The organism is Hydrophilobacter chitinilyticus (genome assembly GCF_049860745.1).
GTDB lineage: Bacteria > Pseudomonadota > Gammaproteobacteria > Burkholderiales > Burkholderiaceae_C > Rhodoferax_B.
The window spans coordinates 5,236,244-5,262,781 of record NZ_CP187561.1; the positions used below are offsets into that span (position 1 = coordinate 5,236,244).

Genomic DNA, 26,538 nt, shown 5'->3' on the forward strand with positions numbered 1-26,538 from the left:
ATTAGGGGCCAGCAGCCTGCTCGCGGGCTGCGCCACCAGTACACCTGATCGCATACGTCCGACGTCTGCGTTCTGGAGTGGCCGCATGTCGCTGCAGGTCGAAGACACCTCTGCGCAGTCATTCACCGCAGCCTTTGAGCTCAAGGGCAACGCACAGGCAGGCGAGTTGAAACTGTTCACGCCCTTCGGCGGCACACTGGCCATGCTCGACTGGCAGAACGGCTTGGCGCGCCTGACCGCCAACGGCGAAACACGCACATTTGAATCCATGGATGCGCTGATCCAGCAAGCCACAGGCAGCGTCATTCCCGTCGCAGCTTTGTTCGACTGGCTGGGCGGCAACAACACAGCCGTACCCGGCTGGCAAGCCGACCTCTCCCGCTTACCCGACGGGCGCCTGGCCGCCCGCCGCAGCACACCCGCACCGCAGGCCGACCTGCGAATTGTTTTGGAACCATGAAGGCTCTGTACGACGTTCCGGCTCCGGCCAAGTTGAATCTGTTTCTGCACATCACCGGCCGCCGCGCCGATGGCTACCACCTGTTGCAGTCGGTCTTCATGCTCATCGATTGGTGTGACACGCTGCACTTCGAGTTGCGCCGCGACGGCCAACTCAGCCGCACCGACCTCACTACCCCACTGCCCGCAGACGATTTGATTCTGCGCGCCGCACGTGCGCTGAAAGAATTAACCGGCACCACGCTCGGTGCAGAGATCGGCATTGCCAAAAGCATTCCCGCCCAAGCCGGCATGGGCGGGGGCTCATCAGACGCAGCCAGTTGCTTGCTCGCCCTCAACCGTCTGTGGGATTTGCGCTTACCCATTTCAACGCTACAAACCTTGGCACTGCGGCTTGGCGCCGACGTCCCATTTTTTTTATCGGGCAGACACGCTTGGGTAGAGGGAATTGGTGAGACAATAGCGCCCGTTGAGTTGCCAGCAGCCGACTTCTTGGTGGTCAAACCACCAGAAGGTCTCGAGACAAAAGCAATTTTTTCAGCATCTAGTTTGAAACGTGATTCTGATAGTGCTATACTCGCAGGCTTTGCTGCTAGGCCTTACGAATTTGGTAAGAACGATTTGCAGCCAGTTGCCGAGACACTTTGTCCTGCTGTTACAAGAGCCATTGGTTGGCTCAATGACAAAGGGTTAAACGGCAAAATGACTGGTTCAGGTAGCGCGGTTTTCGCACACCTTGCAAGCGTGCCAAGCACAGTAGATGCATCCGATGCAGATCCACTGTGGCTCGTTCGTCAGTGCAGCAACATGGAGGCACATCCTTTATTGGGTTGGGCCTCCAGCGAGAGTTAATCGGTCGTCCGTTCAAAGCGGGCAACCTGTGTAGGGGAGTCGCCAAGTTGGTTAAGGCACCGGATTTTGATTCCGGCATGCGAAGGTTCGAATCCTTCTTCCCCTGCCAAATATGTTTCAACGCGCAGACGTTAAACGTACCGGCAAGTTAATTCATCGCCCCAAAGCTCATGCAGCCCACCCACACTGATTTCATGGTTTTCACCGGCAATGCCAATCCAGGCATGGCCGCTGATATTGCTAAACATCTTGGCATCTCTCTCGGCGATGCCAGCGTCGGCCGTTTCTCTGACGGTGAAGTGACGGTCGAGATCAATCAGAACGTGCGTGCGCGTGATGTGTTCGTGGTGCAGAGCACGTGTGCTCCCACCAACGACAACATCATGGAACTGCTGATCATGGTGGACGCACTGAAACGTGCTTCTGCCGAACGCATCAGCGCGGTGATTCCTTACTTTGGTTACGCGCGCCAAGACCGCCGCCCACGTTCGGCCCGCGTGCCGATCACGGCCAAGGTTGTGGCCAACATGCTGCAAGCCGTGGGTGTTGACCGCGTGTTGACCATGGACCTGCACGCCGACCAGATCCAAGGTTTCTTCGACATTCCGGTGGACAACATTTATGCGTCCCCCGTTTTGCTGGGCGATCTGCGCCAGCAAAACTACGAAGACTTGATCGTGGTGTCGCCGGACGTTGGTGGTGTGGTGCGTGCACGTGCCTTGGCCAAGCAACTCGGTTGCGACATGGCCATCATCGACAAGCGCCGTCCCAAGGCCAACGTCAGCGAAGTGATGCACGTCATCGGTGAAATCGATGGCCGCAACTGCGTGATCATGGACGACATGATCGACACCGCTGGCACCTTGGTGAAGGCCGCCGAAGTGTTGAAAGAACGCGGTGCCAAGAAGGTCTACGCCTACTGTACACACCCGATTTTCTCGGGCCCGGCCATCGAACGTATTTCCAAGGGCTCGGCACTCGACGAAGTGGTAGTGACCAACACCATCCCGTTGAGCGATGCCGCCGCCGCTTGCAAGAAAATTCGCCAACTCACTGTGGCCCCGCTGATCGGCGAAACGATCCAGCGCATTGCCAACGGTGAGTCGGTCATGAGTTTGTTCTCCGATCAAAACTGATCGAGACAATCGTCAGCCTGTGAGCACCGCAAGGTGATCGCAGGCTTTTGTCAAACTGGAGTGACATTGGTCGCGATGCACTTCTTCAGGAGTTAATTATGAATTTCGTCGCTTTTGAGCGCAATCTGCAGGGCACGGGTGCGAGCCGCCGTCTCCGCATTTCCGGCCGTACCCCTGGTATCGTTTTTGGTGGCACCAATGAACCCGTCGTCGCGATCGAACTCGATCACAACGCACTGTGGCACGCCATCAAGAAGGAAGCCTTCCACTCCAGCATTCTGGACATGGAACTGAACGGCTCCGTGAGCAAGGTTTTGTTGCGCGACGTGCAAATGCACCCCTACCGCCAACAAATTCTGCACGTTGACTTCCAACGCGTGGACGACAAGACCAAGATGACCGTGAAGGTGCCAGTGCACTATTCCGGCGACGAAGAATCTCCAGCTTTCAAGCTGGACCACTGCCTGATCACGCACGTCGTGACCGAACTGCAAGTGACCTGCTTCCCAGCAGACATCCCTGAGTTCATCGCCGTTGACCTGACGACGCTGAAGAAGGGTTCTTCGCTGCATTTGAAGGACATCACGCTGCCTAAGGGCGTCAAGGCAACCATCAAGGGTGGTGCTGTGAACCCCGTGCTGGTGTCGGTTGTGGCGCCTAAGGTTGTGGAAGAAGCTGCTCCTGCAGCCGCTGCTGCACCTGCCAAGGGCAAGGGCAAGAAGTAATCCACTTCTGGCACCTCGCTTCAAAAAGCCCAGCTCTGCTGGGCTTTTTTACGTCCACGGCACTTGAAAAGCAAACGAGATAATGCAGCCATGATCAAACTCTTTGTCGGCTTGGGCAACCCAGGCTCCGAATACGAAGCCACACGCCACAACGCGGGCTTTTGGTGGATCGACGCCGTGGCGCGCGAACTCAAAACCACTTTGCAGCCCGACAAAAGCTACTACGGCTTGGTCGCCCGCGTGATGGTCGACGGCGAACCACGTTGGCTGCTGGAGCCGCAAACGTTCATGAACGCATCCGGCAAATCGGTTGCTGCACTGGCGCGCTTCTTCAAAATCCAGCCATCCGAAATTCTGGTAGTGCACGATGAATTGGATGTTGTGCCGGGCCAAGCAAAGTTGAAACAAGGCGGCAGCCACGCGGGCCACAACGGTCTGCGCGACATTCACGCGCAACTCGGCAGCCCCGACTATTGGCGCCTGCGCATTGGCGTGGGCCATCCTGGCGTAAAAGAACAGGTATTGCACTGGGTGCTGAAGAAGCCGTCACCCGAACACCGTGTGGCGATTGAAGAAACCATGGACCGCTGCCTGAAAGCCCTGCCGGCGTTGATGGCGGGCGATATGAACAAAGCCACCATGCTGATCCACACGACCAAACCGGCACGGCCTAAGCCGCCGCGTGTGGAAAAACCCGTCGTGGCGGGGTCAGCCGATGCAGCGGTAACGCCCCCGCCAACACCGCAGGCCTGAGCGAGCTAAACGCCCCGCTCCCCTATCAAGCAACAGACGGGGGTGTTGGCGGGTTCGCCACCGGAGCCACAACCACCCCGGCCTCAGCTTGCAAACGCCGGTACTTCTGCCAAAGCGTCTCTTTGTCTTCCACAAAGTCCGGGTTCACCGGAATACACGACACCGGGCACACCTGCATACATTGGGGCTCATCGAAGTGGCCCACGCACTCCGTGCATTTGTGCGGGTCGATCTCGTAGATCACTTCACCCAAATAAATCGCGTCGTTCGGGCACTCGGGCTCGCACACATCGCAGTTGATGCATTCGTCGGTGATGATCAGCGCCATGACGTCGCCTCCAGGCATGCCGGCAGCCAGGTGCAGGCGTATGTCAGGGTTTGAGTATTCAGTTCGGCGCTCATGCCCCAATTATCGCGGCGATGCGCCATCCACGCGACACCCGCGTTAAAACCCTGTTGACCAAAGTGCTCAACCGCGTCTTCCGCTCATAATCGCGACTTCTCAGTCGGCTCTCGCCTGCGTCCCATTTCATGTGTCCCGTTTCATGAGTCTGTTTTTACTCAAACGCGTCATCACCCTGCTCGCCACCCTCGTCGGCACCTCGCTGGTGGTGTTTGGGGTATTGGAGATCCTTCCCGGCAACGCGGCGCAATTGATGATGGGGCCCGACGCCTCGCCCGACGCCGTGCTGGCCCTCACCGTGCAACTAGGGCTCGACCACCCCGCTTTCGAGCGCTACGGCCACTGGGTCTACGGCATGTTGCACGGCGACCTGGGCTTGAGCTACGCCTACGGCACACCGGTGTCTGAATTGATCTTGGAGCGGCTTGCCGTCACCGTGCCTCTGGCGCTGATGGCTATGGCGCTAACCAGCCTGCTAGCCCTGGCCGCCGGGGTTTACGCCGCCGCCAACCACAACCGCCTGGGCGACATCGGCGTGATGGGTCTGACGCAAATCGGCATCGCCATCCCTAACTTCTGGTTCGCCATTTTGTTGATCCTGCTGTTTTCCGTGCAATTGCAGTGGTTCGCGGCGGGGGGATTTCCGGGCTGGGAAGAAGGTGTGGGTGAAGCGTTCAAGGCGCTGATCTTGCCCGCCATTTCTTTGGCACTGGTGCAAGCAGCCATCCTGGCGCGCTTCACGCGCTCTGCCGTTTTGGAGGTGCTGCGCGAAGACTTCGTGCGCACCGCCCGCGCCAAAGGTTTGTCGCGCCGCTCCACGTTGTGGCGCCACGTGTTGCGCAACGCCATGGTGCCGGTGATCACCGTCATGGGCCTGCAGTTCTCAGAGTTGCTCACGGGCACCATCGTGGTCGAGAGTGTTTTTTACCTGCCCGGCCTGGGCCGGCTGATCTTCCAGTCCATCGCCAACCGCGACCTCATCGTGGTGCGCAACTGCGTGATGCTGCTGGCGGCCATGGTAGTCATCGTCAATTTCGTGGTCGATGTGTTGTACGCCGTCATCGACCCTCGCATCAAAGTCCGTGACGCCTAATACCCTGCCCGCCCCCCGCCCCTCCGCAGCCCGGCCCGGCTTCGTTCAACGCGCCCGCAGCCACCGCAGCTTGGTGCTGGGCGCGTGGCTCACGGCGCTGCTGATTGCCGCCGCCGCGTTGTCGCTGGTGTGGACGCCGTGGTCGCCTTACGACATGGACTTGGCGCAGAAGCTCCAGGCGCCCAGCGCCGCGCATTGGCTCGGCACCGACCCCTTTGGCCGCGACATCGCCTCGCTGCTGCTGGTCGGCGCGCGCAGCTCCATTCTGGTCGGGCTGATCGCCGTGGGCATTGGCCTGTGTGTGGGTGCAGCTTTGGGCCTGTTCGCCGCCGCGCGGCGCGGCTGGGTGGAAGAACTGATCATGCGGCTCAGCGACTTCATGCTGGCGTTCCCGGCCATCTTGTCGGCCATCATGCTCGCGGCGGTGTTTGGCGCGGGCATCGTCAACGCGATCATCGCCATTGGCATTTTCAACATCCCGATTTTTGCGCGCATCACCCGCGCGGCCGCCAACAGCGTGTGGTCGCGCGACTACATCCTGGCCGCACGCGGCTGTGGCAAAGGGCCGTGGCGCATCACCTGGGAACACGTGTTACCCAACATCATGCCGGTGCTGATCGTGCAGGCGACCATTCGTTTTGCGATTGCCATCCTGGCCGAAGCCGCGTTGTCGTACCTAGGCCTGGGCACACAACCGCCGCAGCCATCCTGGGGCCGCATGCTCAGCGAAGCGCAAACGCTGATGTTCCAGGCGCCCATGCTCGCGGTCTACCCCGGTCTGGCCATTGCGCTGGCGGTACTGGGGCTCAACCTGCTGGGCGACGGCCTGCGCGATGTGCTCGACCCACGCTTGTCAGGCCGGCGCTAAAACCCTTTGAAACCATGACCAGCCCCCACCAAGCTTCCGCGCCCCTGCTGCTGGTTGAAAACCTGCAGGTGGCCCTGCCCACGCCGCACGGCCTGGTACCCGCCATACGCAACATCCATCTGCGGCTGGAGCGCGGCCAAACGCTGGGCGTGATTGGAGAGTCGGGTTCCGGCAAATCCATCACCATGCTCGCGTTGATGGGCCTGCTGCCCGAGCAAGCGCAGGTGTCCGGAAGCATCCAACTCAACGGCCAAGAACTGGTGGGCGCGTCAGACGCCACGTTGTGCCGCATCCGTGGCAACCGCGTGGGCATGGTGTTCCAGGACCCGATGAGCGCGCTCAACCCCGTGCAACCCATCGGCCGCCAAGTGGCCGAGCCCTTGCGCCTGCACCGTGGCCTGTCGCGCAGCGCGGCCCACGCCGAGGCCGTAGCGCTGTTGACCCGCGTCGGCATCCCCGACGCCGCCCGCCGCGCCGAGGCCTATCCGCACCAGTTCTCCGGCGGCCAGCGCCAACGCATCACCATTGCCATGGCCCTGGCCTGCGGCCCCGACCTGCTGATTGCCGACGAGCCCACCACCGCCCTCGACGCCACGCTGCAACTGCAAATCCTGCAACTGCTGCGCGAACTGGTGGCCGAGCGCGGCATGGCGCTGATTTTGATTTCGCACGACCTCGGCGTCATCGCACAAAACGTCGACCACATGCTGGTGATGTACGGCGGCAGCGTGGTCGAGCGCGGCCCCACAGCGGCGGTGTTCCAACACATGGCCCACCCGTACACGCGTGGCCTGTTCGCCGCGCGCCCGCTGATCGGCTTGCGTGCCGAAGGCCAGCGCCCGCGCCTGCCCACCATTGCCGGCCACGTGCCCGAGTTGCAAGACATTCCCCCCGGCTGCCCGTTTGCCGGCCGCTGCGCCTGGACAGAAGCCACTTGCGCCAGCACTGCACCGCCCGCCCTTGCGGTGCCGGCCCACAGCAGCGGTACAGCCCACACCGCCAGTTGCCTGCCCCACGTGCTGCGCCAGTTGGAGGCCACGGCATGATCACCAACACTATCCCCGCCGCAACGCCATTGCTGGAAGTGACCGACCTGGCGCGCAGCTACCCGTTGCCGCGCGAAAAGCTGTTTCAAGCGCCCACGCAAATGCAAGCGCTGCGCGGCGTGAGCTTCGCCGTGCACAGCGGCCGCAACGTCGGCATCGTCGGTGAATCGGGCTCGGGCAAATCCACCCTGGCCCGCCTGGTGATGGCGCTCGACCAGCCCACCAATGGCAGCGTGCGCCTGCTCGGCCAAGACCTGCACCAGCTCCCAGCCGCCGCCCTGCGCACCGCGCGGCGCGACATGCAGATGGTGTTTCAAGACCCCTACAGTTCGCTAGACCCGCGCCAAACCGTGGCACGCATCGTGGCCGAGCCGCTGGCCGCGCTGGCCCACATCGGCAGCCGCACAGCACAGCCCGAGCAAGCCGCCCAAATCCTCAGCGCCGTGGGCCTGCGCGCGGGCGACCTCGACAAATACCCCCACGAGTTCTCCGGCGGCCAACGCCAGCGCATTGCCATCGCACGCGCCCTCATCACACGCCCCAAGCTCATCATTGCCGACGAGCCGGTGAGCGCGCTCGACGTCTCGGTGCAGGCCCAGGTGCTCAACCTGATGGTGGACTTGCAAGCCAGCTTCGGCGTGACCTACCTGCTCATCAGCCACGACCTCGGCGTGGTGCACCATTTGTGCGACGAAGTGCTCGTGCTGCACCAGGGCCAGGTGGTCGAGCGCGGTAGCCCGAACGACCTGTTTTTAAAGCCGCAGCACCCGGTGACCCAGGCGCTTGTGGCGGCCGTGCCACGTGCGCTGCCCGGGCCGAAGACGCAACAGCCAGCATTCGCTGCAGGTTAAGTTCAACCCGGTCACAATGCGCGGCAACAAGTAACTGTTGGGAGATTCGACATGCTGCAACGACGCACTCTGATCCGTTCCGCCAGCGCGCTGGCCCTGCCGGCCATGGCCGCCCCGCTCACCAGCTTGGCGCAATCGCGCAAAGACAACGTGACGCTGGCCATGACGCTGGAACCCACCGGCGGCCTCGACCCCACGGCCACGGCAGCGTCGTCCACATCAGAGATCGTGCACTACAACGTGTTCGAAACGCTCACCAAAATCCAGAGCGACGGCAGCGTGGTGCCGCTGTTGGCCGAGAGCTGGGAGGTCTCGCCCGACCTGAAAACCATCACCTTCAAGCTGCGCCGCAATGTGCGCTTCCACAACGGCGAACCGTTCAACGCGGCCACCGTGAAGTTTGCCTTTGAGCGCGCTGCCGGTGAGAAAAGCACCAACAAAGACAAGCGCACCTTCGCGGCAATGCAAAGCATCTCGGCCATTGACGATGCCACCTTGGTCATCGTCAACAAAGACATCGACCCCGACTTTTTGTTTCTGATGGGCCAGTCCACGTCCATCATCGTCGAGCCGAAAAGCGCCGACAGCAACAGCACCAAGCCAGTCGGCACGGGGCCCTATCTGGTGCAAAACTGGGCCAAGGGTTCGTCCATCACGCTGGCCAAGTGGGAGGCTTATCGCAATGCCGCCAACGTCAAGATCAAGCGCGCCACCTTCCGCTTCATCTCCGACCCGGCCGCGCAAATTGCAGCGCTACTGGCGGGCGACGTGGATGTGTTCCCGCGCGTCACGCCGCGCAGCGTGGCGCAGTTCAAAAACAACTCGCGCTTTCAGTTGCTGGTGGGCGGCTCGCGCGCCAAAACCATTCTGGCCATCAACAACAAAAAGAAGCCGCTCGACGACGTGCGTGTGCGCCGCGCCATCTCTGCCGCCATCGACCGCAAAGCGGTGATTGAAGGCGCTGGCGACGGCTACGGCGTGCCCATTGGCAGCCACTACACGCCGGGCGCGCCCGGCTACATCGACACCACTGGAATCAACCCCTACAACCCAGACAAGGCGCGTGCCTTGCTGAAAGAGGCTGGCGTGACCACACCACTGACGCTCAGTCTGAAGCTGCCACCACCTCCCTACGCCCGCCAAGGCGGCGAGGTGATTGCGGCGCAATTGGCCAAGATCGGCATCGTGGCAAAGATCGAAAACGTGGAGTGGGCGCAGTGGATCAGTGGCGTGTACACCAACGCCAACTACGACCTCACCATCATCTCGCACGTGGAACCGTTCGACCTGGGCAACTACGCCAAGCCCGGCTACTACTGGGGCTACGAGTCAGAGAAATTCAACGCGCTGTTTGCCAAGATCAACAACGCCCCGCGCGTGGCCGACCGCAACAAGCTGCTAGGCGACGCGCAAAAGATGATTGCCGAAGACGCCGTCAACGCCTTCTTGTACCAGCCGCAATGGATCACGCTGGCCAACAAGAACATCAAGGGCTTGTGGAAAGACATGCCGATTTTTGTGAACGACATCTCGGCCTTGTCGTGGAGCTAGGCCGATCACCTTGCTATCAATAAAGAAGCTGCTCACGAAGTCCCACTAAGCATCAATGGCCTATTTTCCTTAAAGATGCCCGCATGCTGCGCGACGCTTTAGGCAACCCCGCCACCCTGCACCAGACCGAAAGCCTGGCGCCGCTGGACGACTTTGTGATGGGCTTCATCGCCAGCGAAGCCCGCGCCGTGAACGTGCTGTCCATCACCGCGCAAGACCACAGCACCATAGTCCAGGCCTACGCCGCCGCGCTGCACATGTTTGCCGAAACCGGCAACGCCCCGGCAAATGCGCGGCCTTATCTGCAGCAAGCGCAGCAACACACCGCAGAGGCCACGCCGCGCGAGCAACGCTTTGTGGCGGCCGTGGCGGCATGGGTGCAAGGCGATGTGCCCGCCAGCCTGCGCCTGCTGCAGGAGCAGGTGGCGCAGCACCCGCGCGACCTGGTGGCCTTGAAGCTCGGCCAGTACCACGCCTTCAACCTGGGCGATGCGCCCGCCATGCTGCGCCTGGCCCTGGCCGCCGCGCCACACGCCGCCGATGTGCCCTACCTGCACGGCATGCTGGCCTTTGGTTGGGAGCAATGCCACGCCATGGCGCAGGCCGAAGCCGCGGCGCGCCACGCCATCCACCTGCGTGAAAAAGAGCCTTGGGCACACCACGCCTTGGCCCACGTCATGCTGACCCAAGGACGCATGTACGAGGGCCTGGACTTCATGCAAAGCATGGCGTCCACGTGGACGGGTTTGAACTCGTTCATGGTCACGCACAACTGGTGGCACGCCGCACTGTTTGCCATTGAACTTGGCGAGCCGCAAGCCGCGCTGCAGCTCTACGACACCCAGGTGTGGGGTGTGGAGAAAAGCTATTCACAAGACCAGGCCAACGCCGTATCGCTGCTGGCTCGGCTGGAGTTGGTGGGCGCAAACGTGGGCGCGCGTTGGCAAGATGTGGCCACGTATTTGTTGGCGCGTGGCGCCGAGCATGTGCTGCCGTTTCTCGATCTGCACTACCTCTACGGCCTGGCCCGCGCTGGCCGACCGGAGGCCGCCGCTTTGCTCGCCAGCCTGCAAGCCCATGCCGAGGCGCACCCCGATCAATCGCAGTGGCGCCACACCGCCCTGCCCTGCGCACGCGGCTTACTGGCTTATGCGCAAGGGGATTTCGCCAGCGCGGCGCAGACGCTAGGGCAAGCGTTGCCGCAGTTGGTGTTGATTGGCGGCAGCCACGCGCAACGCGACCTGTTCAGCCAGTTTCACCTCGACGCACTCATGCGATCGGGCCAATGGGCGGCCGCGCAAAACCTGGTGCAGCCCTTGCGCAACGGCCAGCCCGAATCGTTAAGGCTGGCGCGACTGGCGGCACGCGCGCAGCACGCCTTGGGGCTGCCGGGCTGGTGATTTGGCATGGGTGATTGGTGTTCGTTTTGGTGTCTATAGACACCAACGGGCGCTATAGTCGCAGGCCATAACCCCACACCATTGACGCTGGCCCAGCCAGCCGCCGCGCCACATGAACGCTCTCGACACTTTTCTCACCAAAATTGCTACGCACACACAGCGTGGAGCAGACCCCGCCGATTGCGTGGAAGCCATTGCGCCGCTGATGCTGGCACTGGTAGAAGGTGCCAACACCTTCCTGCAACCGCAGCACTTTCAAAGCCACCCAGACCACTACGCGCGCAACCTGGTCTACAGCGCGCCAGATGCGAGCATGTCGATCTACACCCTGGTGTGGTCGCCCGGCCAGTGGACGCCCGTGCACGACCACGGCAGTTGGGGTGTGGTGGGCGTGCTGGAAGGTTTACTGGAAGAGCGCAGCTACGTACGGGTGTCACCCGACCGGGGCAGCGACGAAGGCATAGACCTGGTACGCGGCGGCATCATCCTGCTGGGGCGCGGCGCCATCACCAGCTTTGTGCCCAACCCCGATCACATCCACATCACCGGCGTGCCAGCCAACCGGCCGCGCGCGGTGAGCCTGCACCTCTATGGCCGCACGATGAACGACTTCAACATCTACGACGTGGCCGCAGGCACACGCAAGCGCATCAACGTGGCGCACAACGAGAGTTAAAACGCCAGGTCAGACGTCTAGCTCTCGTCCACCACGTCATCCTGCAACTCCGCCTTGTCGGCGGCCTCCAGATCCGCGTCGTCGCGCGGCTTGATGATCATCACCGGCACCGGCGCCGCATGCAGCACTTCATGCGCTACCGAGCCCAGCAGCGCACTGCGCAAACTGCCTTTGTCGCGCGCGCCCAAAATCACCATGCCACAAGCGTAGCGTTCCACAATGTCGACGATGGTGTGGGCCGGGTCGCCAATAGCGATCTCGGTCTCGAAAGGAATGTCGGCTTCGCGCAGCAGGGCCGTACCTCTGAGCAACGCATCGCGCGCGGCGTCTGCGCTGGCGCGTTCGATCACGCCGGGGTCGGGCGTCATCACCAGCTCATACAAATGCGCCGGCTCTTGCACATTGGCCAACACCATGCGCGCCTTCAAACCCTGTCGCACCAGGCTGATGGCGTGGCGCACAGCTTCCAGCGAAACCTCTGACCCGTCTACAGGCAGCAGTATTTTCATGGCACAGTCTCCTTGAGGTCGTGTTGCTGATGCTTCAGCATAGGCCAAAAGAAATCGTTCCGAAACCGGTACCCCTACAAACACCTATGACCACTGTTGCGCCCCAGCTCATCTTCTTGCCAGGCTTGGCCACCGATACCGAAATGTGGCAAGCCCAACTGGCCGCCGTGCCGCAGAAGTGGCGCGCAGCGGTGACCGACGTGCACATGCGCTACAACACCATCGAAGACATGGCCCAAGCGCTGCTGGATAAACACCCCGGGCCGCTGGTGCTGTGCGGCGCCTCCATGGGCGGAATGATCGCCATGGAAGCCGCGCGTCGTGCGGGCCCGCGCCTGCGCGGCCTGGCCTTGCTGGGCACCAGCGCACGGCCGGAGACCGAAGCCATGCGCACCTTGCGTGAAGGCGTGATTCCGCTGTTTGAACAAGGCCGCATGGCCGAGGTGCTGCGCGCCAACATCCCACTGGCCTTTGCGCCGGGGCAGGCCAGCAACCCGGTGCTGACGCAGCAATACATGGCGATGGTGATGCGCGCTGGTGCGGCGCAGTTGGTGCAACAGAACCGCGCGGTGATGGTGCGGCCGGATGCGCGGCTGCACTTGTCTGGCGTGTCGTGTCCGGTGCTGCTGTTGTGTGGGGAGAGTGACAAGCTCACGCCGCCCGAGTTGACGCATGAGATTGCGGGGTTGGTGCCGCAGGCGGAGGTGCGCATCTTGCCGGGGTGTGGGCATATGCTGACGTTGGAGAAGCCTGCTGAGGTGAGTGCTGCTTTGGTGGGGTGGCTTGAGGGAGTTAACTAGCATCCCTGGCCGGGTCTCGCCCCGGCGGGCGACCTACGTTTCTTTGCTTCGCCAAAGAAATGTAGGCCAAAGAAAGGCGACCCCATGCCGGGTCCCTTCGCATAGCGAAGGGCAAACCTGCGCTGGATGGCGTTGGTGGGGGTCTGGTGGAACTCGCCTGCGGCTCAAACAGCCACCAGCCCTGATCCCACCAACCCCACCCATCGCAGGCCCGGCCTGACGGGAGTTGGAAACCAGACGGGCCATTGCTTCGCTCGGCCCACATAAACACCCGCAATGCGCAGCGAGGCGGTTGGTATTTTGGCCCCCAATCCCCTTGTAGCTGCGCCTGCGCTGGGCGGTTTTGGCGGGATCAGTTTCGCTGGCTGTTTGAACCGAAAGGCGAGTTCCAGCGAAACCCCGCCAAAGCCGCTCAGCGCAGGTTGCCCTTCGCCCTGCGAAGGGACGCAGATAGTGGGGTCGCCTTTTCTTGCTGACTTCTTTTGGCGAAGCAAAAGAAGTTAGTCGCCCGCCGAGGCGAGACCCGGCCGACAGCGCCAATGAACACCTCTACCGCTCAGTAGCCGCCAATGCAGCCTGCGCCGCATACTGCCGCACCAACTCCAACAGCGCCTCTTCAGGATAAGGCTTACCCAGATAGTGGTTCACCCCCAACGCGCGCGCATGCTCGCGGTGCTTGTCGGCGGTACGCGAAGAAATCATCACGATAGGCAAGTCCTTCAGCGCAGCATCCCCACGGATGTGCTGCGCCAAATCAAACCCGTCCATGCGCGGCATTTCAATGTCGGACAGCACCAGCGCCGGCCGCTCTTCGCGCAGACGCTCCAGTGCCTGCACACCATCACTCGCCAAGGCCACGCGATAACCTTCGCGTTTCAACAAGCGCTGCGTAACGCGGCGCACGGTGATCGAGTCATCGACCACCAGCACGAGCGGCACATCGGCACCAACGCCCAAACCTTGCGGTACCACCGGTTGCTCGGCACCTGATTGCTGCACCGCCTGCCACAAACGCGCTCGCGGGCCGTACACCGTGGCCAAGGCCACCGGGTTGTAGATCAGCACCACGGCGCCAGAGGCCAGTACCGACATGCCTGACAGCCCTGGCAAACGCGACAGTTGTGGCCCGAGGTTTTTCACCACGACTTCCTGGTTGCCCAAGACTTCATCCACGTGCAACGCGATACGTTGCGCCGCGCTGCGCAGCACGACCACAGGGCTGTGTTTGCCCGCGTCTTCTGTGCTGCGTGCCGAGGTTTGCAGCAGGCTGCCACCCCAGTACAGCGGCACCTGGTCACCTGCATATTCCAGTGCTTCCTGGGCATAGGCTTGCGCCAGCTCCGCTTGCGGCGTGCGACGCACGGTCTCCACCAGGTTGGCGGGTACACCGATCGACAAGCCACCTACACGCAACATCACCACCTGCGTGACCGCCGTGGTGAGTGGCAGCACCATCTTGAATTGCGTGCCTTTGCCCGCCTCGGTCGTGGTTTCAATGCGGCCACCCAGGGCCTGCACCTCGGCACGTACCACGTCCATGCCAATGCCACGCCCGGAAATTTCAGACACCTGATTGGCGGTAGAGAAACCGGGCAAGAACACCAGGTCGGCCACAGCGCCGGACTCTAAGGTTTGGCCGGGCGTGACCAGGCCTTGCGCTTCGGCGCGTTGGCGGATGCGGTCGAGGTTGAGCCCCGCACCGTCGTCACCCACCGTCACCGAGATGTCGTTGCCTTCATGGTGCAAGCCGATATGAATGGTGCCGGCCGCAGGCTTGCCAGCGGCTTGGCGCACCTCGGGGGCTTCAATGCCGTGGGCCATGGCGTTGCGCAGCAAGTGCTCGAACGCGGGCGCCATGCGGTCGAGCACGCCCCGGTCCATTTCAATGGCGCCGCCGGTGATGTCGAGCTTGACCTGTTTGCCGGTGTCTTTGCTGCCCTGACGCACCACGGCGTACAGGCGTTCGGCAATGCCTTCAAATTCCACCATGCGGGTGCGCAGCAGGTCGCGCTGCAATTCACGCGCTTGGCGCGCTTGTGCGGCCAGATCGTCTTCCGCGCCTTCAATGGTGCGTTGCAGGTTGCGCTGCACGGTGGCCACATCGTTCACCGACTCGGCCATCATGCGCGTGAGTTCCTGCACGCGTGTGAAGCGGTCGAACTCTAGCGGGTCGTATGCTTTTTCGGAGTCTTTCGCCAGTGCCAGGCGCGACTGCATTTGCGATTCGGCCTGCAGTTCAATCTCGCGCAGTTGTTGGCGCAGACGCTCCAGGTTGCCCGTCAAGTCGTTGAGCGAGCCGCGCATCTGGCCCAAACGTGCATCGAGTCGCGTGCGGGTGATGATGACTTCGCCTGCCTGGTTGACCATGCGGTCGAGCAACTGCGAGCGCACCCGCACCGATTGCCCGGCCAGTTGGCGCGCCACCTGCGGCAACGGCGCTGGCAGGGGTGCAGCCGTCTCCAGATCTTCGGCGCCACGAATTTCAATCGAGGCGTTGATGGGCAGCACGTCGGCGCCGCCCACACTTTGCAGGTGGCCGGTGCGCAGCGCATCCATATTGCCTTGCAGCACATCGAAATGAGCCAGCAGCGGCTCAATGGTGGCAGCCGTCGGCTCGCCGTCGGCGCCCATGTATTCGATGACGGTTTCCAGGCGGTGCGCCAACTCGCCCAAGCGCAGAGCGCCGGCCAAGCGGGCACTGCCCTTGAGCGTGTGCAGGGCGCGCAGCACTTCGCTGCGTGCGCCACCGTTGTCGGGGTGCGCGCGCCACTGGCGCAGCGCCGAACCCAACTGGGGCAGCAGCTCGGCAGCTTCTTCTTCGAAGATGGGGAACAGGTCGGCGTCAATCACGTCGACCGCGTCGATGTCGTCGCCAAAACCATCGGCCGCAGCAGCAGCGCGCACTTCGGCAGCCTGGCCCAGACGCGGCACCACGGGCATCTCAAAAACCGGCGCCAATGTCTGTGGTTCGGCAACGGTTTCAGCAGCGGCGTCGGCTGCATCGGTCGCTTCGGACTCTTCCGCATGCGCGGCCTCTGCCGTGTCTTCGGTGCCTTCTTTGTCTTCCGCATCCGCGAGCGCTTCGTCCGCTTTTGGCTCTTCCGCCTGCTCTGCCACGTCGTCCGCCTCGGCGGGTTCAAGCGCAGTCTTCAACTCCGTCTCGGCTTGATCTTCAACAGCCTCGGCCGCCTCTATTGCTTCAGTTGCTTCAGCCACAACGGCTTCGTCGTCCGGCACCAAATCTTGCACCGACACAGGTCCCTGCGCCAGCAACTCACGCAAGGCCTCGACCACCGCTGGGTTCGCCTCTTTCAGGAAACCGGCGGCAAACTGGTGCAGCAGGCGGCGAATGTCTTCGGCGGCCTCGTTGAACACCAGCGCCTGGTGCTTGGTACCTGCACCATCCATCTGCACGTGCAACAGCGCATCTTCGAGTGCACGCGCCAAATGCGACAGCGCTTGAAAACCCACAGTGGCCGAACTACCAGCCAACGAATGCGCCAATGCCACCGCCGTATCCGACAGCGGCTGGTCCAGCTCCAGCGCCCACTCGTTGAGCGAAGTCTGCAAGCGACGTGACCACTCGTCAGCCTCATTGAGGAACACGTTGTAGAGCGGAATGCCGATGCGCAACGGGCCAATGGCCTTGATGGCATCGTTACCCTCGGGCTCCGACTCGGCCTCGGGCTCAACCGCTGACAAGGCGTGAACGCTGGTGGTTTCTTCTGGTTCGGCCACCAACTTTTCTGCCGTTGCCTCTTCAATGGGGGCTGTCTCAGCGACAGAAGCGTCTTCTGCGTCTTCTTCTGCTGCATCGGGTTCCGCCAACTCAGCTTCTGGTGCAGACACCGCCGAGTCCTCCACCAACTCGATGGGGGCCTGAGTCTCCAGCACCGGCTCGACCTCAGCCTCGGCAGCGGGCAACTCTTCAGCAGAATCTTCAGATTCGGAAGTGATCTCCGCTTCGGCTTCGGCTTCGGCTTCGGCTTCGGCTTCGGCTTCGGCTTCGGCTTCGGCTTCCAGCTTGCCGACAAGCGGCTCGGTTTCCACGTCCTCCGGCACTTTTATTTCGATGGCTTCCAGCGGCAGATCGGTATCCGCAAACGCGGTCTGCAACTCGGCCTCAGACAAAACATCCAGCGCGGCCGCGTCTGCTTCCACCGGTAGCTCGGGGATTTCAGGCGCAGGCTCCACCTCTTCCACATCACCCCAGTCGAATCCGTCGGCAGCATCCACAGTCTCTGCAGATGCTTCGACCATCTCGGCGGCGTCTACTGCATCGGGCAGATCGGTCACCGTTGCCAAGTCCTCGGCTGCGGCTTCGGCCACTGGCTCAGCCACGGGCATCGGTGCCGGGCCGGCAGCGCCTGCGGCTTGCGGAATGCGCAACGGTTCGCGACGGCCGTCGAGGCGCAAGGCATCGGCAGCCGTGCGGAAAGGCGCAGCGCGCCAATCCTCACCCGCGCCGATGGCCAGATCTTCGACCCACATGCCAAAGCCGCGCAACGCGTCTTCGCACAGCGACAGCAAATCTTCGCTCGCCGGGCTGGGGCTGGCCAGCCAGCTGTTGAGCAACTGTTCCATCGCCCAGCCGGCTTCACCAAACTCGCTCAAGCCCACCATGCGCGAGCTGCCCTTGAGCGTGTGGAACGCGCGGCGCAACACGGTTTGTTCGGCCACGTTGGCAGGCGTCTCGCGCAGATTGGCCACGGCACCCAGGCCGGTCTCCAGCACTTCGCGGGCTTCTTCGATGAAGATGTCACGCAGCTCGGCGTCGTCGTCTTCGTCGTCCACCTGGGGTGCAGGGCTCGCAGCCATAACCGGAGCCTCCACCGATGGCGAAGCAAGCGCGGGTTCGGGCTCCACCGCGGGCGCTTCAGCCTCTGCTGGCAAAGCCTGTTCTGGCGGCTGCGCCAGCAACTCGTCTAGGCTGAGGGCCAAGTCGTCGGCTGCAGCCTCGGTCTCCGTCTCAAGCTCGGCCACGAGGTCGGCAGCAACTTCGGGTACGGGTTCAGAGGCAAGTTTGCCGGCCACAGGCAGTTCCGCCAGCGGCTCGGGCAAGAGTTCAGCGCCGAGGTCCAGCGCGGGCTCGGGAGCAGGCTCAGGAGCGGGCTCTGCAGTGGGTTCACGCGTGGACTCGACCGAGGGTTCAGCCGTTGGCGGCACGGTATCTGCAAAATCTTCCACCGGCGCCAACGCGGCCTGTTGATCCACCGCCTCGGCTTGCACAGCAGCAGGCTCGGCACCACCCAAGGTTTCGCCCAGGTCTTCCACCAGTTGCTCGGCATCGGCATGCGCCGCATTGCGCCCCATGAGCAGCTTGAACTCGCCTGCCGTTTCGTCATAGACAAACAGCTTGCGCGCCAGCGCTGGCTGGTAGCCCAGCATGTCGATCAGGAAGCCCATGGCCCCCAGGCTGTTGCCCAGCTTGTCGAAGGTGGCCGCGCGCTGCGCGTCGTCTTGCGCGTCGTCGAACATGAAGCGATCAACCGTTTCACGCATGCGCGCCATGGCCAACGAGGCTTCGCTCAGGCCCAGCACCGACAACACACCACGCATTTGCGACATCTGTGCCGACACGCGGCCCAGTGGCACCTTCTCACGCGGTGCGCGGAAGAACTGGTCGAGCGCCTGCTCTACATCGCCCAGCGAGCTGCGCAGTTCATCGACCACGCTGCCCATGGTTTGGCGGTCGCTGACGCGGTGGTAGAGCTCTTCCATCCACGCATCCAGCGGCTCGGGCTGGCCGCCGCGCAACACGCGTTCCAGGCGGCCAGCCAACAGGCTGGCGCGCTCGGCCATGTGGGCGCTGGCTTGGTCCAGTTCTTCGTAAGCGGCCTCAAGGTACAGCACCGAGGTGGCCACTTCCATGCCCAAGGCTGCGGGTGGGGCCGCGTTGGACCGAGCGGTGGCGTTGACGGCTTGGTTCAACGCATGCGCCAGCTCGGCACTTTCGGGGTGCAGTTTGGTGAGCGACTCGCCCACCTGGGCAAATTGGTCGTGTGCGGTTTTCAGGCGGTGCAGGTCGCCACCAGCCAGCGCAGACCAGGTCTCAGCCGCTGCGGCCAGGCGCTTGCGGGCCTGCGCCACCAGGGCCGGGTCAAACCGGCCGAAGCGTTGCTCTTCGTAGTTGGTGGGCACATGGCGGTGCAGGCTGTAGGCCTTGCGCACGGCGGCCAGGGTCGGGGTGTCAGATGTTTCCGTCGGCACGGCCTGGGCCGCGTAGAACAACATGTCCTGCACCAGACGCGGTGTGAGGTTGGTGTCGCCTTTCGCCAAGCCCGCGTATTGCGTCAGCACGCGCGAGGCGATGCGTTTGGCGTACAGGTCGGCAGCGATCAGGCCTTCACCCAGCGCTTCAAAGTACGCCGTGGCCAGCATCCAGAAAGCGCGCACAGGCGCGGCTGTTTGCGCCGACGCCAAGCCCAAGCTCAACTGCGCCAGGTGCTTGGCCGACACCGGGTCGCCAGTCTTGACGATCTTCAGCACGCCTTGGTCAAACTGCGAACGCACTTCGGGCGCATAAGCCAACGGTGGCACCACGGCCACACCCCCCACGGCTGCAGCTTTGCTTGATACCGACCACAGATCGGCCGGATGCGCCTGGCCCCCACCGGCGAGCACACGTACGTCGCGGTACTGCGGAAACAAGCCCACGGCCGAGACCGGCTTGCCAGCCAGCACGCCTTCAAGGTAATCGATCAACGCGAAGCTTGCGGCCTCTACAGTGGAGACGGCCGGCTCAGTGCACAGCTCGGGCTGCTGCACAAACTTTTGCGCCGCATCCTCCATGGCGCCGAGCATCTGGGCGGGCTCGCGCATGCCGACCATCGACAAGGCGCCCACGGCCATGTGCAATTGCTGGCGGGCCAATTGCAGGTGTGTGCCATTGGCAATGGCGGTGGCATCGGCCTGACCACTTTCCACTTCGCGGACGTGGCGACGCAGCGCTTTGACCGCGTTGTCCAGCGTCTTGCGCAATTCGTCCAAGACCCAGGCCAGAGGCCCCAGGTCTTGATCGGACGCGTGGGCCCCGGTGGTCGTGGCTGCGTGCATAAGTTGATCCATTGCGGACTCTTGAAAGAGTGGGGTCAGCTGATCTTGAATCGGGCGACAGACTGGCGCAGTTCTTCGGCCATGTGCGACAACTCGCGCACCTGCTGCGCAGTGGAACGTGTGCCTTCCCCGGTTTGCTCGGTCACGGCAAAAATGTGCTGGATGTTGTTGGCCACGATGTTGGCCTTCTCGGCTTCACGCGAGGTGATGGACGAAATTTGTTCGATCAGTTCGGCCAGACGGCGCGACACGTGGTCAATCTCGGTCAGCGCGGTACCAGCCGTATCAGACAGTTGTGCCCCTGCCACCACACCTTGTGTGGAGCGGTCCATGGCGGCCACGGCGTCTTGGGTGTCGGTTTGAATGCCCTTCACTAGCGCGGCAATTTGGCGCGTGGCGTCGGCTGAACGTTCGGCCAGGCGCTGCACTTCTTCGGCCACCACCGAGAAGCCGCGACCAGCTTCACCAGCAGATGCAGCCTGGATGGCGGCGTTCAGCGCCAGCACGTTGGTTTGCTCGGTAATGTCGGAAATCAGTTCGGTGATTTCGCCAATCTCTTGCGACGATTCACCCAGGCGCTTGATGCGTTTGGAGGTGTCCTGGATCTGGTCGCGGATGGCATTCATACCGCCGATAGCGTTTTGTACGGCTTGTAAACCGGAGTCTGCCGCTTGCAGAGATTGGCGCGCCACCGAGGCCGATTCTTGCGCCTGCGTGGACACCTCATTGATGCGTGAGGCCATGTCGAGCACCGAGCGGCCGGTTTCGCGAATTTCGCGCAGTTGCTCGGTCGATGCGGCCAGCAGTTCGGTGGAGGTGTTGTCCACCTGCGCCGTGGTTTGCGCCACGCGGCTGGCCGTGTTTTGCACACTGCCCACCAGGGCGCGCAGTTCTTCCACGGTGTAGTTCACCGAGTCGGCAATGGCGCCGGTGATGTCTTCGGTCACCGTGGCTTCTTGCGTCAAGTCGCCCTCGGCCACCTGCTGCAGTTCGTTCATCAAACGCAAAATCGCCGCCTGGTTGGCATCGTTCACGCGCTTGGCTTCCAACTGCGCGGACTCGGCTTGCTGGCGCTGACCTTCTGCGACCGATTGGCGTTGTTGGCTACTGCGCAGTTGCACCAAGGCCAATCCGGCACCGCTGGCCAACACCAGCAAAGCCGACGCCACCATGCCCAAGATCAAGCCGGCACCGATGCCGCTTTGCGAAGACAGCAGGCCTTGCAGCACTTCAAGCTGGCGGCGCAGCGGTTCGCTCTCGGCAATGATGGAAGACTGCGCCTCGCGCGCTGCGACCAGACCTTGCAGGTTGCCCAGAATCGCGCCCGCGTCGGTACGCATTTGTTCATAGGCCTTCAACAGCGCGTTGAGTTGTTCGCGCATGCCCGCATCCTTGGCCGAGCTCAAGCGCAAGTCAGCGCTGCCGTCGAGCAGGCCACGGGTGATTTCACGGAAAGCACTCAAGTCCTTGCCCAGAAGGAACACGGCCTCGGGGCTACCACCATCCAGCGTCTGGAATTCATTCGCCGACTTGGCAATACGCTGGGTCAACATCACCAACTGACCAGCGGCCGAAATTTCGATGGCCGGCGCGTTTTGCTGCAGCTTGGTGGCCGAGACGCTCTCCGCCAGGTCGAGCATCTCCAGCGACTGCCGGTTGATGCCTTGCAGCGACGTGCCCACCTGGGTCAGGATTTTTTGCTGGGCCATCACGGTGGCGGCGTTTTTACCGGCGCGCGCGGTCAACGGTTGAATGGCTTCCAGTTCAGTGCGCGCATCGCCTCGCAGCGCGCTGAGCTTGTCGTCGCCATTGGCCAAGCCGTCAACCGCCTGGTTCAACACGCCCACGCTGTCGGCCACGTCCGGGAACGCCGCTGGCGTCCCCACCAACGCCTGCGAAACCGACTTGGCCAGCCGCTGCGACTGCATCAGCGCCTGGCCGGTAGCCGCCAGTTGCTGCGCGGTTTTGTCGGCCTGGTTCAGTGCAAACACGGTCAAGCCAATCAGAGCCAGCAGCGCCAGCGCCAGCACGGCACCCAAAATGCGCTGGTGTTGGCCAGGTGCGCGACGGCCCAACACGGGCAGCGTGACGGGCTCGTCGACGTGATCCAACCCAGCCGCATCCACGAAACGGCTTTCCGCAAAGTCCTGCCCTTTACCACCCGGCTCTGCCGACAACGACAGTGGCCCCTGCAATGAACCCCGGCCCTGCACCGAATCTGGCGCGGCACGTGAACCCAAAGGCGTATCAGGGGCTTCAGAAATACCCATGCTGGGGGCGAATTCGGACTCGGCCTGCTTCTTCTCGAATAGCTGTGTCAGCTTGACAACGACGGACATGGTGCAGCCTTATGGACGTGCCTAAGCACTGATGCTCAGAAAAGGGGGAAATTGGGAAAGGGTTAGCAGGTTCAGCTCTTGCCACGGCTGGCCAGCGGTATCGGTATGCTGCAATCCAAGGTACGGTTTGGAACTGTCGACGGCCACCACCTGAGACTCGGTGAACGCTTCAGGGCCACGCAGTCCCGCCAGGCGGTCCACCAGAATGGCGCAGTTCAATTCAAGACTGGTGTTGAAGGTCAGCAAACTGCATTCGGAGCGGTCTCGCTCAAAGGCACCAGCGGGTGCAGCCAAGCCCATGAAAGCAGCCATGTCGGCCACGCCGCACAAGCTGCCACGCAGGTTCGACACACCGAGGAACCAGTCCTGCGTATAGGGCGTGGTTTGCACCGATGTCCACGGAAAAATTTCGCCCGATTGGGCCAAAGGCACCAAAAAACGGCCCGCGCCAATTTCAACCGCCAGCCACTGCATGGCCTGGCCTTGCGCGCGGGCGTTCTGCAGTCGTGCTGCGAGGCGGGTGTGGAGTTCTCTTAGGGCTGCTCGATTCGCCATTTCTGGGTTAACCCAAAGCGCTGATCTTGGCCTTCAGCTCGGCGGCATCCACTGGTTTGGTGATGTAGTCGCGGGCGCCTTGGCGCAGGCCCCATACGCGGTCGGTTTCCTGGTTTTTGCTGGTGCACATGATGATGGGCACGTCGGCATACTCAGGGTTACGGCTGATGGAGCGGGTGAGCTGAAAGCCGTTCTGCCCGGGCATCACCACGTCCATCAGGATCAGATCGGGTTTTTGCTCGGCCAGTCTTTTGAAAGCGTCATCGGCATTCTCTGCCGTGCGCACCACCATGCCGCTTTTCTGCAACAGGTCGGTCAGGTACATCAGCTCGGTCTTCGAGTCGTCCACGATCAAAACATGGTGGATGGGCATCAAGCAACTCCTTGCGCTGCGGCGCCGAACTGTTGTACCGCCTGCAGCAACTGGTCTTTGGTAAAGGGTTTGGTCAGGTAATCTTGCGAACCCACCATGCGGCCGCGTGCCTTGTCGAACACCCCGTCCTTGGAGGACAGCATGACCACCGGAATGGCCGCAAAAAGAGGGTTGCGCTTGATGATGGCACAGGTCTGGTAACCGTCCAGCTTGGGCATCAAGATGTCGCAAAAAATCAGCTGCGGGCTGTGGTCGTTGATTTTGGAGAGGGCATCAAAGCCATCTTCGGCCAACAACACCTCATGACCTCCCTGCTTGAGGAAAATCTCGGCGCTGCGGCGGATCGTATTGCTGTCATCCACCACCAGGACCTTGAGGGTCAATGCGGTTGTACTCACTAAAGCGGCTCCTGAAAGACCTTGCTCCACGCAGCCCTGCCGCTGTTACAGCTTCGGGCTAAATCTGCACCATTTCGAAATCGTCTTTGCGTGCGCCGCATTCAGGACACGTCCAGTTCATCGGCACATCGGCCCAGGCGGTGCCAGGTGCGATGCCTTCTTCTGGAGAGCCGGTGGCTTCATCGTAGATCCATCCGCAAATCAAGCACATCCAAGTTTTTGTATCTTTTGTATCAGTCACAGCTTAAGGGGCCTTCGAATAGAATGCAACGATTGTATCGACGCAGCAGTGCCTTCCAAAGGCTTGTTCGCCACCTAGCCAGAATCTCTCGGCCACATGACAACACCCCCCTCCGCCCCCCCCGCTGACCTGACCCTCGAAGACGGTGAAGAAGACGACGATCTGGGCAGCCCAGCCTGTGTCATGGTCTTCAACGCCAGCGACCCCAGCGGCGCTGGCGGATTGTCTGCAGACGTCACCACCATCGCCTCTGTGGGCGCGCATTGCCTGCCAGTTGTAACAGGTGCTTATGCCCGCGACACTGGCGAAATCTTTGAGCATTTCGGCTTTGACGACGAGGCTGTGAGCGAGCAAGCACGCGCTGTTTTGGAGGACATGACGGTGCAGGTGATCAAGGTCGGCTTTGTCGGTGACCCCGAAAACATCAGCGTCATCGCCGAGATCACCGCCGACTATGCCGACGTACCGGTGGTGGCCTACATGCCCAACCTGTCGTGGTGGGACGAGTCGAAGATCGACGAGTATTTAGACGCCTTCCGCGAGCTGATGCTGCCGCAAACCACAGTGTTGGTTGGACACCACAGTACCCTGCGCCGCTGGCTGCTGCCCGACTGGGAAGGCGAACGCAATCCCACGCCGCGCGACATTGCCAAAGTCGCCGCAGAAATGGGCGTGGCCTACACCCTGGTCACCGGCATTCCCCTGCCCGACCAACATGTCGACAACGTTTTGGCCAGCCCGCAAGCGGTGATGGTCAGCAGCAAGTTTGAGCTTTTTGAAGCCGTGTTCACCGGCGCCGGCGACACCCTTTCAGCCGCCCTGGCCGCTTTGCTGGCAGGCGGCACAGACTTGGCCGAAGCCACTCGCGAAGCCCTGAGCTACCTCGACCGTTGCCTAGACGCTGGGTTTCGCCCCGGCATGGGCCACGTCATTCCCGACCGCATGTTCTGGGCGCAGCCCGATGAAGATGAAGAAGGCGAAGACGACGAGATGGACGACGAAACCAAGCTGGCGTTGGCCGCGCTTGAGGCCACGCCGAGCAATACACGCCACTAATTAGAACCTTCAGATATACCTAGACATGCACCAGGACTTGAACGCCGAACTCTTCGCCCGCGCCCAAAAAGTGATTCCCGGTGGCGTGAACTCTCCCGTGCGTGCGTTCAAGGCCGTGGGCGGCACGCCGCGCTTCATCCGCCGCGCAGAGGGCGCGTACTTCTGGGACGCTGACGACAAGCGTTACATCGACTACATCGGCTCCTGGGGCCCGATGATCCTGGGCCACGGCCACCCTGCAGTGCTGGAAGCGGTGCAAAAGGCGGCGCTGGACGGTTTCTCGTTCGGCGCGCCAACCGAGCGCGAAGTCGAGCTGGCCGAGCAAATCCTGCAGCTGCTGCCGTCGATGGAAATGGTGCGCCTGGTCAGCTCCGGCACCGAAGCCGCCATGAGCGCCCTGCGCCTGGCGCGCGGCGCCACGGGCCGCAAACACATCATCAAGTTTGAAGGTTGTTACCACGGCCACGCCGACGCCTTGCTGGTCAAAGCCGGCTCCGGCCTGGCGACCTTTGGCAACCCCACCTCGGCCGGCGTACCACCTGAAGTGGTGCAGCACACGCTGGTGCTCGAATACAACAACCTCACCCAACTGGAAGAGGCCTTTGCGCTGCACGGCCACGACATCGCCTGTTTGATGATCGAAGCCATCGCCGGCAACATGAACTTCGTGCGTGCCACGCCGGCCTTTGCCAAGCGCTGCCGCGAACTGTGCACGCAACATGGCGCGCTGTTGGTGTTCGACGAAGTGATGACCGGTTTCCGCGTGGGCCTGCGCGGCGCACAAGGTGTGTTGGGCATTACCCCCGACCTGACCGTGATGGGCAAAGTGATTGGTGGCGGCATGCCACTGGCGGCTTTTGGTGGCCCGCGCGCCATCATGGAACAACTGGCGCCGATGGGGCCGGTGTACCAAGCCGGCACGCTATCCGGCAACCCTGTGGCCACGGCCTGCGGGCTGGCCACGCTGCGCGAAATTGCCAAACCTGGTTTTTACGAAGCCCTGGGCGCGAAAACCCAGCGTTTGGTACAAGGCCTGCAAGCGGCAGCCGATGCCGAAGGCGTGCCGTTTTGCACCGAGAGCGAGGGGGGCATGTTCGGCTTCTTCTTGCTGCCGGAATTGCCCAGCAACTACAGCCAGGTGATGCGCAGCAGCAACCCGCGCTTCAACCACCTGTTCCATGGTTTGCTGGATCAGGGTGTTTACATTGCCCCGGCGCTGTACGAGGCGGGCTTTGTAAGCGCGGCACACACCGATGCCGACATCGACGCCACCATTGAAGCTGCCCGCGCAGCATTCAAAACGCTTCCAAAAGAATAGCTGCTTGCGTTCTTCGGCATTGCCTAAAGTGCCAATTGAATGCTCAATCCACCTCCAAAGCTCGCTCGCCGCGCGCGGGC

The 26,538-nt window shown here is 62.3% G+C and carries 23 protein-coding genes and 1 tRNA gene; 16 read left to right on the forward strand and 8 right to left on the reverse strand.

The genetic code is table 11. The features are described 5' to 3' along the window. The first annotated feature begins 85 nt into the window (after positions 1–85). The 6 genes from ACPWMG_RS23430 to pth all read left to right on the forward strand — a co-directional run bounded on the left by ACPWMG_RS23430 (position 86) and on the right by pth (position 3,925). Positions 86–460: a lipoprotein insertase outer membrane protein LolB gene (locus ACPWMG_RS23430; RefSeq protein ID WP_483301899.1), complete on the forward strand. Its 375-nt coding sequence runs from the start codon at positions 86–88 to the stop codon at positions 458–460. Next, a complete protein-coding gene (gene ispE / locus ACPWMG_RS23435) occupies positions 457–1,311 on the forward strand; it encodes a 4-(cytidine 5'-diphospho)-2-C-methyl-D-erythritol kinase (RefSeq protein ID WP_483301900.1) in 855 nt (284 codons plus the stop codon). Before ACPWMG_RS23430 ends, ispE begins: the two co-directional genes overlap by 4 nt. A 32-nt stretch (positions 1,312–1,343) precedes the next feature. Continuing rightward, positions 1,344–1,420: transfer RNA gene (locus ACPWMG_RS23440), tRNA-Gln, on the forward strand. A gap of 61 nt (positions 1,421–1,481) precedes the next feature. Then, positions 1,482–2,447, forward strand: coding sequence for a ribose-phosphate pyrophosphokinase (locus ACPWMG_RS23445; RefSeq protein WP_483301901.1), 966 nt, complete (start codon positions 1,482–1,484; stop codon positions 2,445–2,447). A gap of 98 nt (positions 2,448–2,545) precedes the next feature. Next, positions 2,546–3,172 (forward strand): 50S ribosomal protein L25/general stress protein Ctc, encoded by a 627-nt coding sequence (locus tag ACPWMG_RS23450; RefSeq protein ID WP_483301902.1) that lies wholly within the window; start codon positions 2,546–2,548, stop codon positions 3,170–3,172. Positions 3,173–3,262: 90 nt separating this feature from the next. Then, entirely contained in the window at positions 3,263–3,925 is a 663-nt protein-coding gene (gene pth, locus ACPWMG_RS23455; protein WP_483301903.1) for an aminoacyl-tRNA hydrolase, read from the forward strand. A gap of 25 nt (positions 3,926–3,950) precedes the next feature. Here pth and ACPWMG_RS23460 read toward each other — a convergent pair whose 3' ends face one another. Further along, the gene (locus ACPWMG_RS23460; protein WP_483301904.1) at positions 3,951–4,253 is read right to left on the reverse strand and encodes a YfhL family 4Fe-4S dicluster ferredoxin; all 303 of its coding nucleotides are present in this window, start codon (positions 4,251–4,253) and stop codon (positions 3,951–3,953) included. A gap of 217 nt (positions 4,254–4,470) precedes the next feature. Here ACPWMG_RS23460 and ACPWMG_RS23465 point away from each other — a divergent pair, with 217 nt between their 5' ends. The 7 genes from ACPWMG_RS23465 to ACPWMG_RS23495 all read left to right on the forward strand — a co-directional run bounded on the left by ACPWMG_RS23465 (position 4,471) and on the right by ACPWMG_RS23495 (position 11,813). Beyond that, complete coding sequence (locus ACPWMG_RS23465) at positions 4,471–5,421, forward strand: ABC transporter permease (protein WP_483301905.1); 951 nt, start codon at positions 4,471–4,473, stop codon at positions 5,419–5,421. Then, entirely contained in the window at positions 5,372–6,289 is a 918-nt protein-coding gene (locus ACPWMG_RS23470) for an ABC transporter permease (RefSeq protein ID WP_483301906.1), read from the forward strand. Before ACPWMG_RS23465 ends, ACPWMG_RS23470 begins: the two co-directional genes overlap by 50 nt. A 14-nt stretch (positions 6,290–6,303) precedes the next feature. Next, a complete protein-coding gene (locus ACPWMG_RS23475; protein WP_483301907.1) occupies positions 6,304–7,335 on the forward strand; it encodes an ABC transporter ATP-binding protein in 1,032 nt (343 codons plus the stop codon). Further along, positions 7,332–8,186, forward strand: coding sequence for an ATP-binding cassette domain-containing protein (locus ACPWMG_RS23480; RefSeq protein ID WP_483301908.1), 855 nt, complete (start codon positions 7,332–7,334; stop codon positions 8,184–8,186). Before ACPWMG_RS23475 ends, ACPWMG_RS23480 begins: the two co-directional genes overlap by 4 nt. Before the next feature lie 51 nt (positions 8,187–8,237). Beyond that, complete coding sequence (locus ACPWMG_RS23485) at positions 8,238–9,737, forward strand: ABC transporter substrate-binding protein (protein WP_483301909.1); 1,500 nt, start codon at positions 8,238–8,240, stop codon at positions 9,735–9,737. Positions 9,738–9,820: 83 nt separating this feature from the next. Beyond that, positions 9,821–11,137: a tetratricopeptide repeat protein gene (locus ACPWMG_RS23490; RefSeq protein WP_483301910.1), complete on the forward strand. Its 1,317-nt coding sequence runs from the start codon at positions 9,821–9,823 to the stop codon at positions 11,135–11,137. 112 nt (positions 11,138–11,249) lie between these two features. After that, a complete protein-coding gene (locus ACPWMG_RS23495) occupies positions 11,250–11,813 on the forward strand; it encodes a cysteine dioxygenase family protein (RefSeq protein WP_483301911.1) in 564 nt (187 codons plus the stop codon). A 17-nt stretch (positions 11,814–11,830) separates the two neighbouring features. Here the strand turns inward: ACPWMG_RS23495 and ACPWMG_RS23500 are convergent, their stop codons facing one another. Then, a complete protein-coding gene (locus tag ACPWMG_RS23500) occupies positions 11,831–12,322 on the reverse strand; it encodes a universal stress protein (RefSeq protein WP_483301912.1) in 492 nt (163 codons plus the stop codon). An 86-nt stretch (positions 12,323–12,408) separates the two neighbouring features. Here ACPWMG_RS23500 and ACPWMG_RS23505 point away from each other — a divergent pair, with 86 nt between their 5' ends. Beyond that, on the forward strand, positions 12,409–13,122 hold the full coding sequence (locus ACPWMG_RS23505; protein WP_483301913.1) for an alpha/beta fold hydrolase: 714 nt from the start codon (positions 12,409–12,411) through the stop codon (positions 13,120–13,122). A gap of 549 nt (positions 13,123–13,671) precedes the next feature. Here ACPWMG_RS23505 and ACPWMG_RS23510 read toward each other — a convergent pair. From ACPWMG_RS23510 to ACPWMG_RS23535, 6 genes are read right to left on the reverse strand one after another with little or no spacing between them, the layout of a single operon-like run. Continuing rightward, complete coding sequence (locus ACPWMG_RS23510) at positions 13,672–20,178, reverse strand: hybrid sensor histidine kinase/response regulator (protein WP_483301914.1); 6,507 nt, start codon at positions 20,176–20,178, stop codon at positions 13,672–13,674. 35 nt (positions 20,179–20,213) lie between these two features. Then, positions 20,214–22,517, reverse strand: coding sequence for a methyl-accepting chemotaxis protein (locus ACPWMG_RS23515; RefSeq protein ID WP_483301915.1), 2,304 nt, complete (start codon positions 22,515–22,517; stop codon positions 20,214–20,216). A 21-nt stretch (positions 22,518–22,538) separates the two neighbouring features. Beyond that, positions 22,539–23,072, reverse strand: coding sequence for a chemotaxis protein CheW (locus tag ACPWMG_RS23520; protein WP_483301916.1), 534 nt, complete (start codon positions 23,070–23,072; stop codon positions 22,539–22,541). A gap of 7 nt (positions 23,073–23,079) precedes the next feature. Next, positions 23,080–23,445, reverse strand: coding sequence for a response regulator (locus tag ACPWMG_RS23525; RefSeq protein WP_483301917.1), 366 nt, complete (start codon positions 23,443–23,445; stop codon positions 23,080–23,082). After that, positions 23,445–23,843 carry a response regulator gene (locus ACPWMG_RS23530; RefSeq protein WP_483305323.1) on the reverse strand — a complete coding sequence of 133 codons (399 nt, stop codon included), beginning with the start codon at positions 23,841–23,843 and terminating at the stop codon, positions 23,445–23,447. Before ACPWMG_RS23530 ends, ACPWMG_RS23525 begins: the two co-directional genes overlap by 1 nt. 58 nt (positions 23,844–23,901) lie before the next feature. Continuing rightward, on the reverse strand, positions 23,902–24,054 hold the full coding sequence (locus ACPWMG_RS23535) for a rubredoxin (protein ID WP_422831114.1): 153 nt from the start codon (positions 24,052–24,054) through the stop codon (positions 23,902–23,904). Between the two features lie 126 nt (positions 24,055–24,180). Here ACPWMG_RS23535 and thiD point away from each other — a divergent pair, with 126 nt between their 5' ends. Then, a complete protein-coding gene (gene thiD / locus ACPWMG_RS23540) occupies positions 24,181–25,140 on the forward strand; it encodes a bifunctional hydroxymethylpyrimidine kinase/phosphomethylpyrimidine kinase (RefSeq protein WP_483301918.1) in 960 nt (319 codons plus the stop codon). A 25-nt stretch (positions 25,141–25,165) separates the two neighbouring features. Beyond that, on the forward strand, positions 25,166–26,458 hold the full coding sequence (hemL, locus tag ACPWMG_RS23545) for a glutamate-1-semialdehyde 2,1-aminomutase (protein WP_483301919.1): 1,293 nt from the start codon (positions 25,166–25,168) through the stop codon (positions 26,456–26,458). Positions 26,459–26,538: the final 80 nt, after the last annotated feature.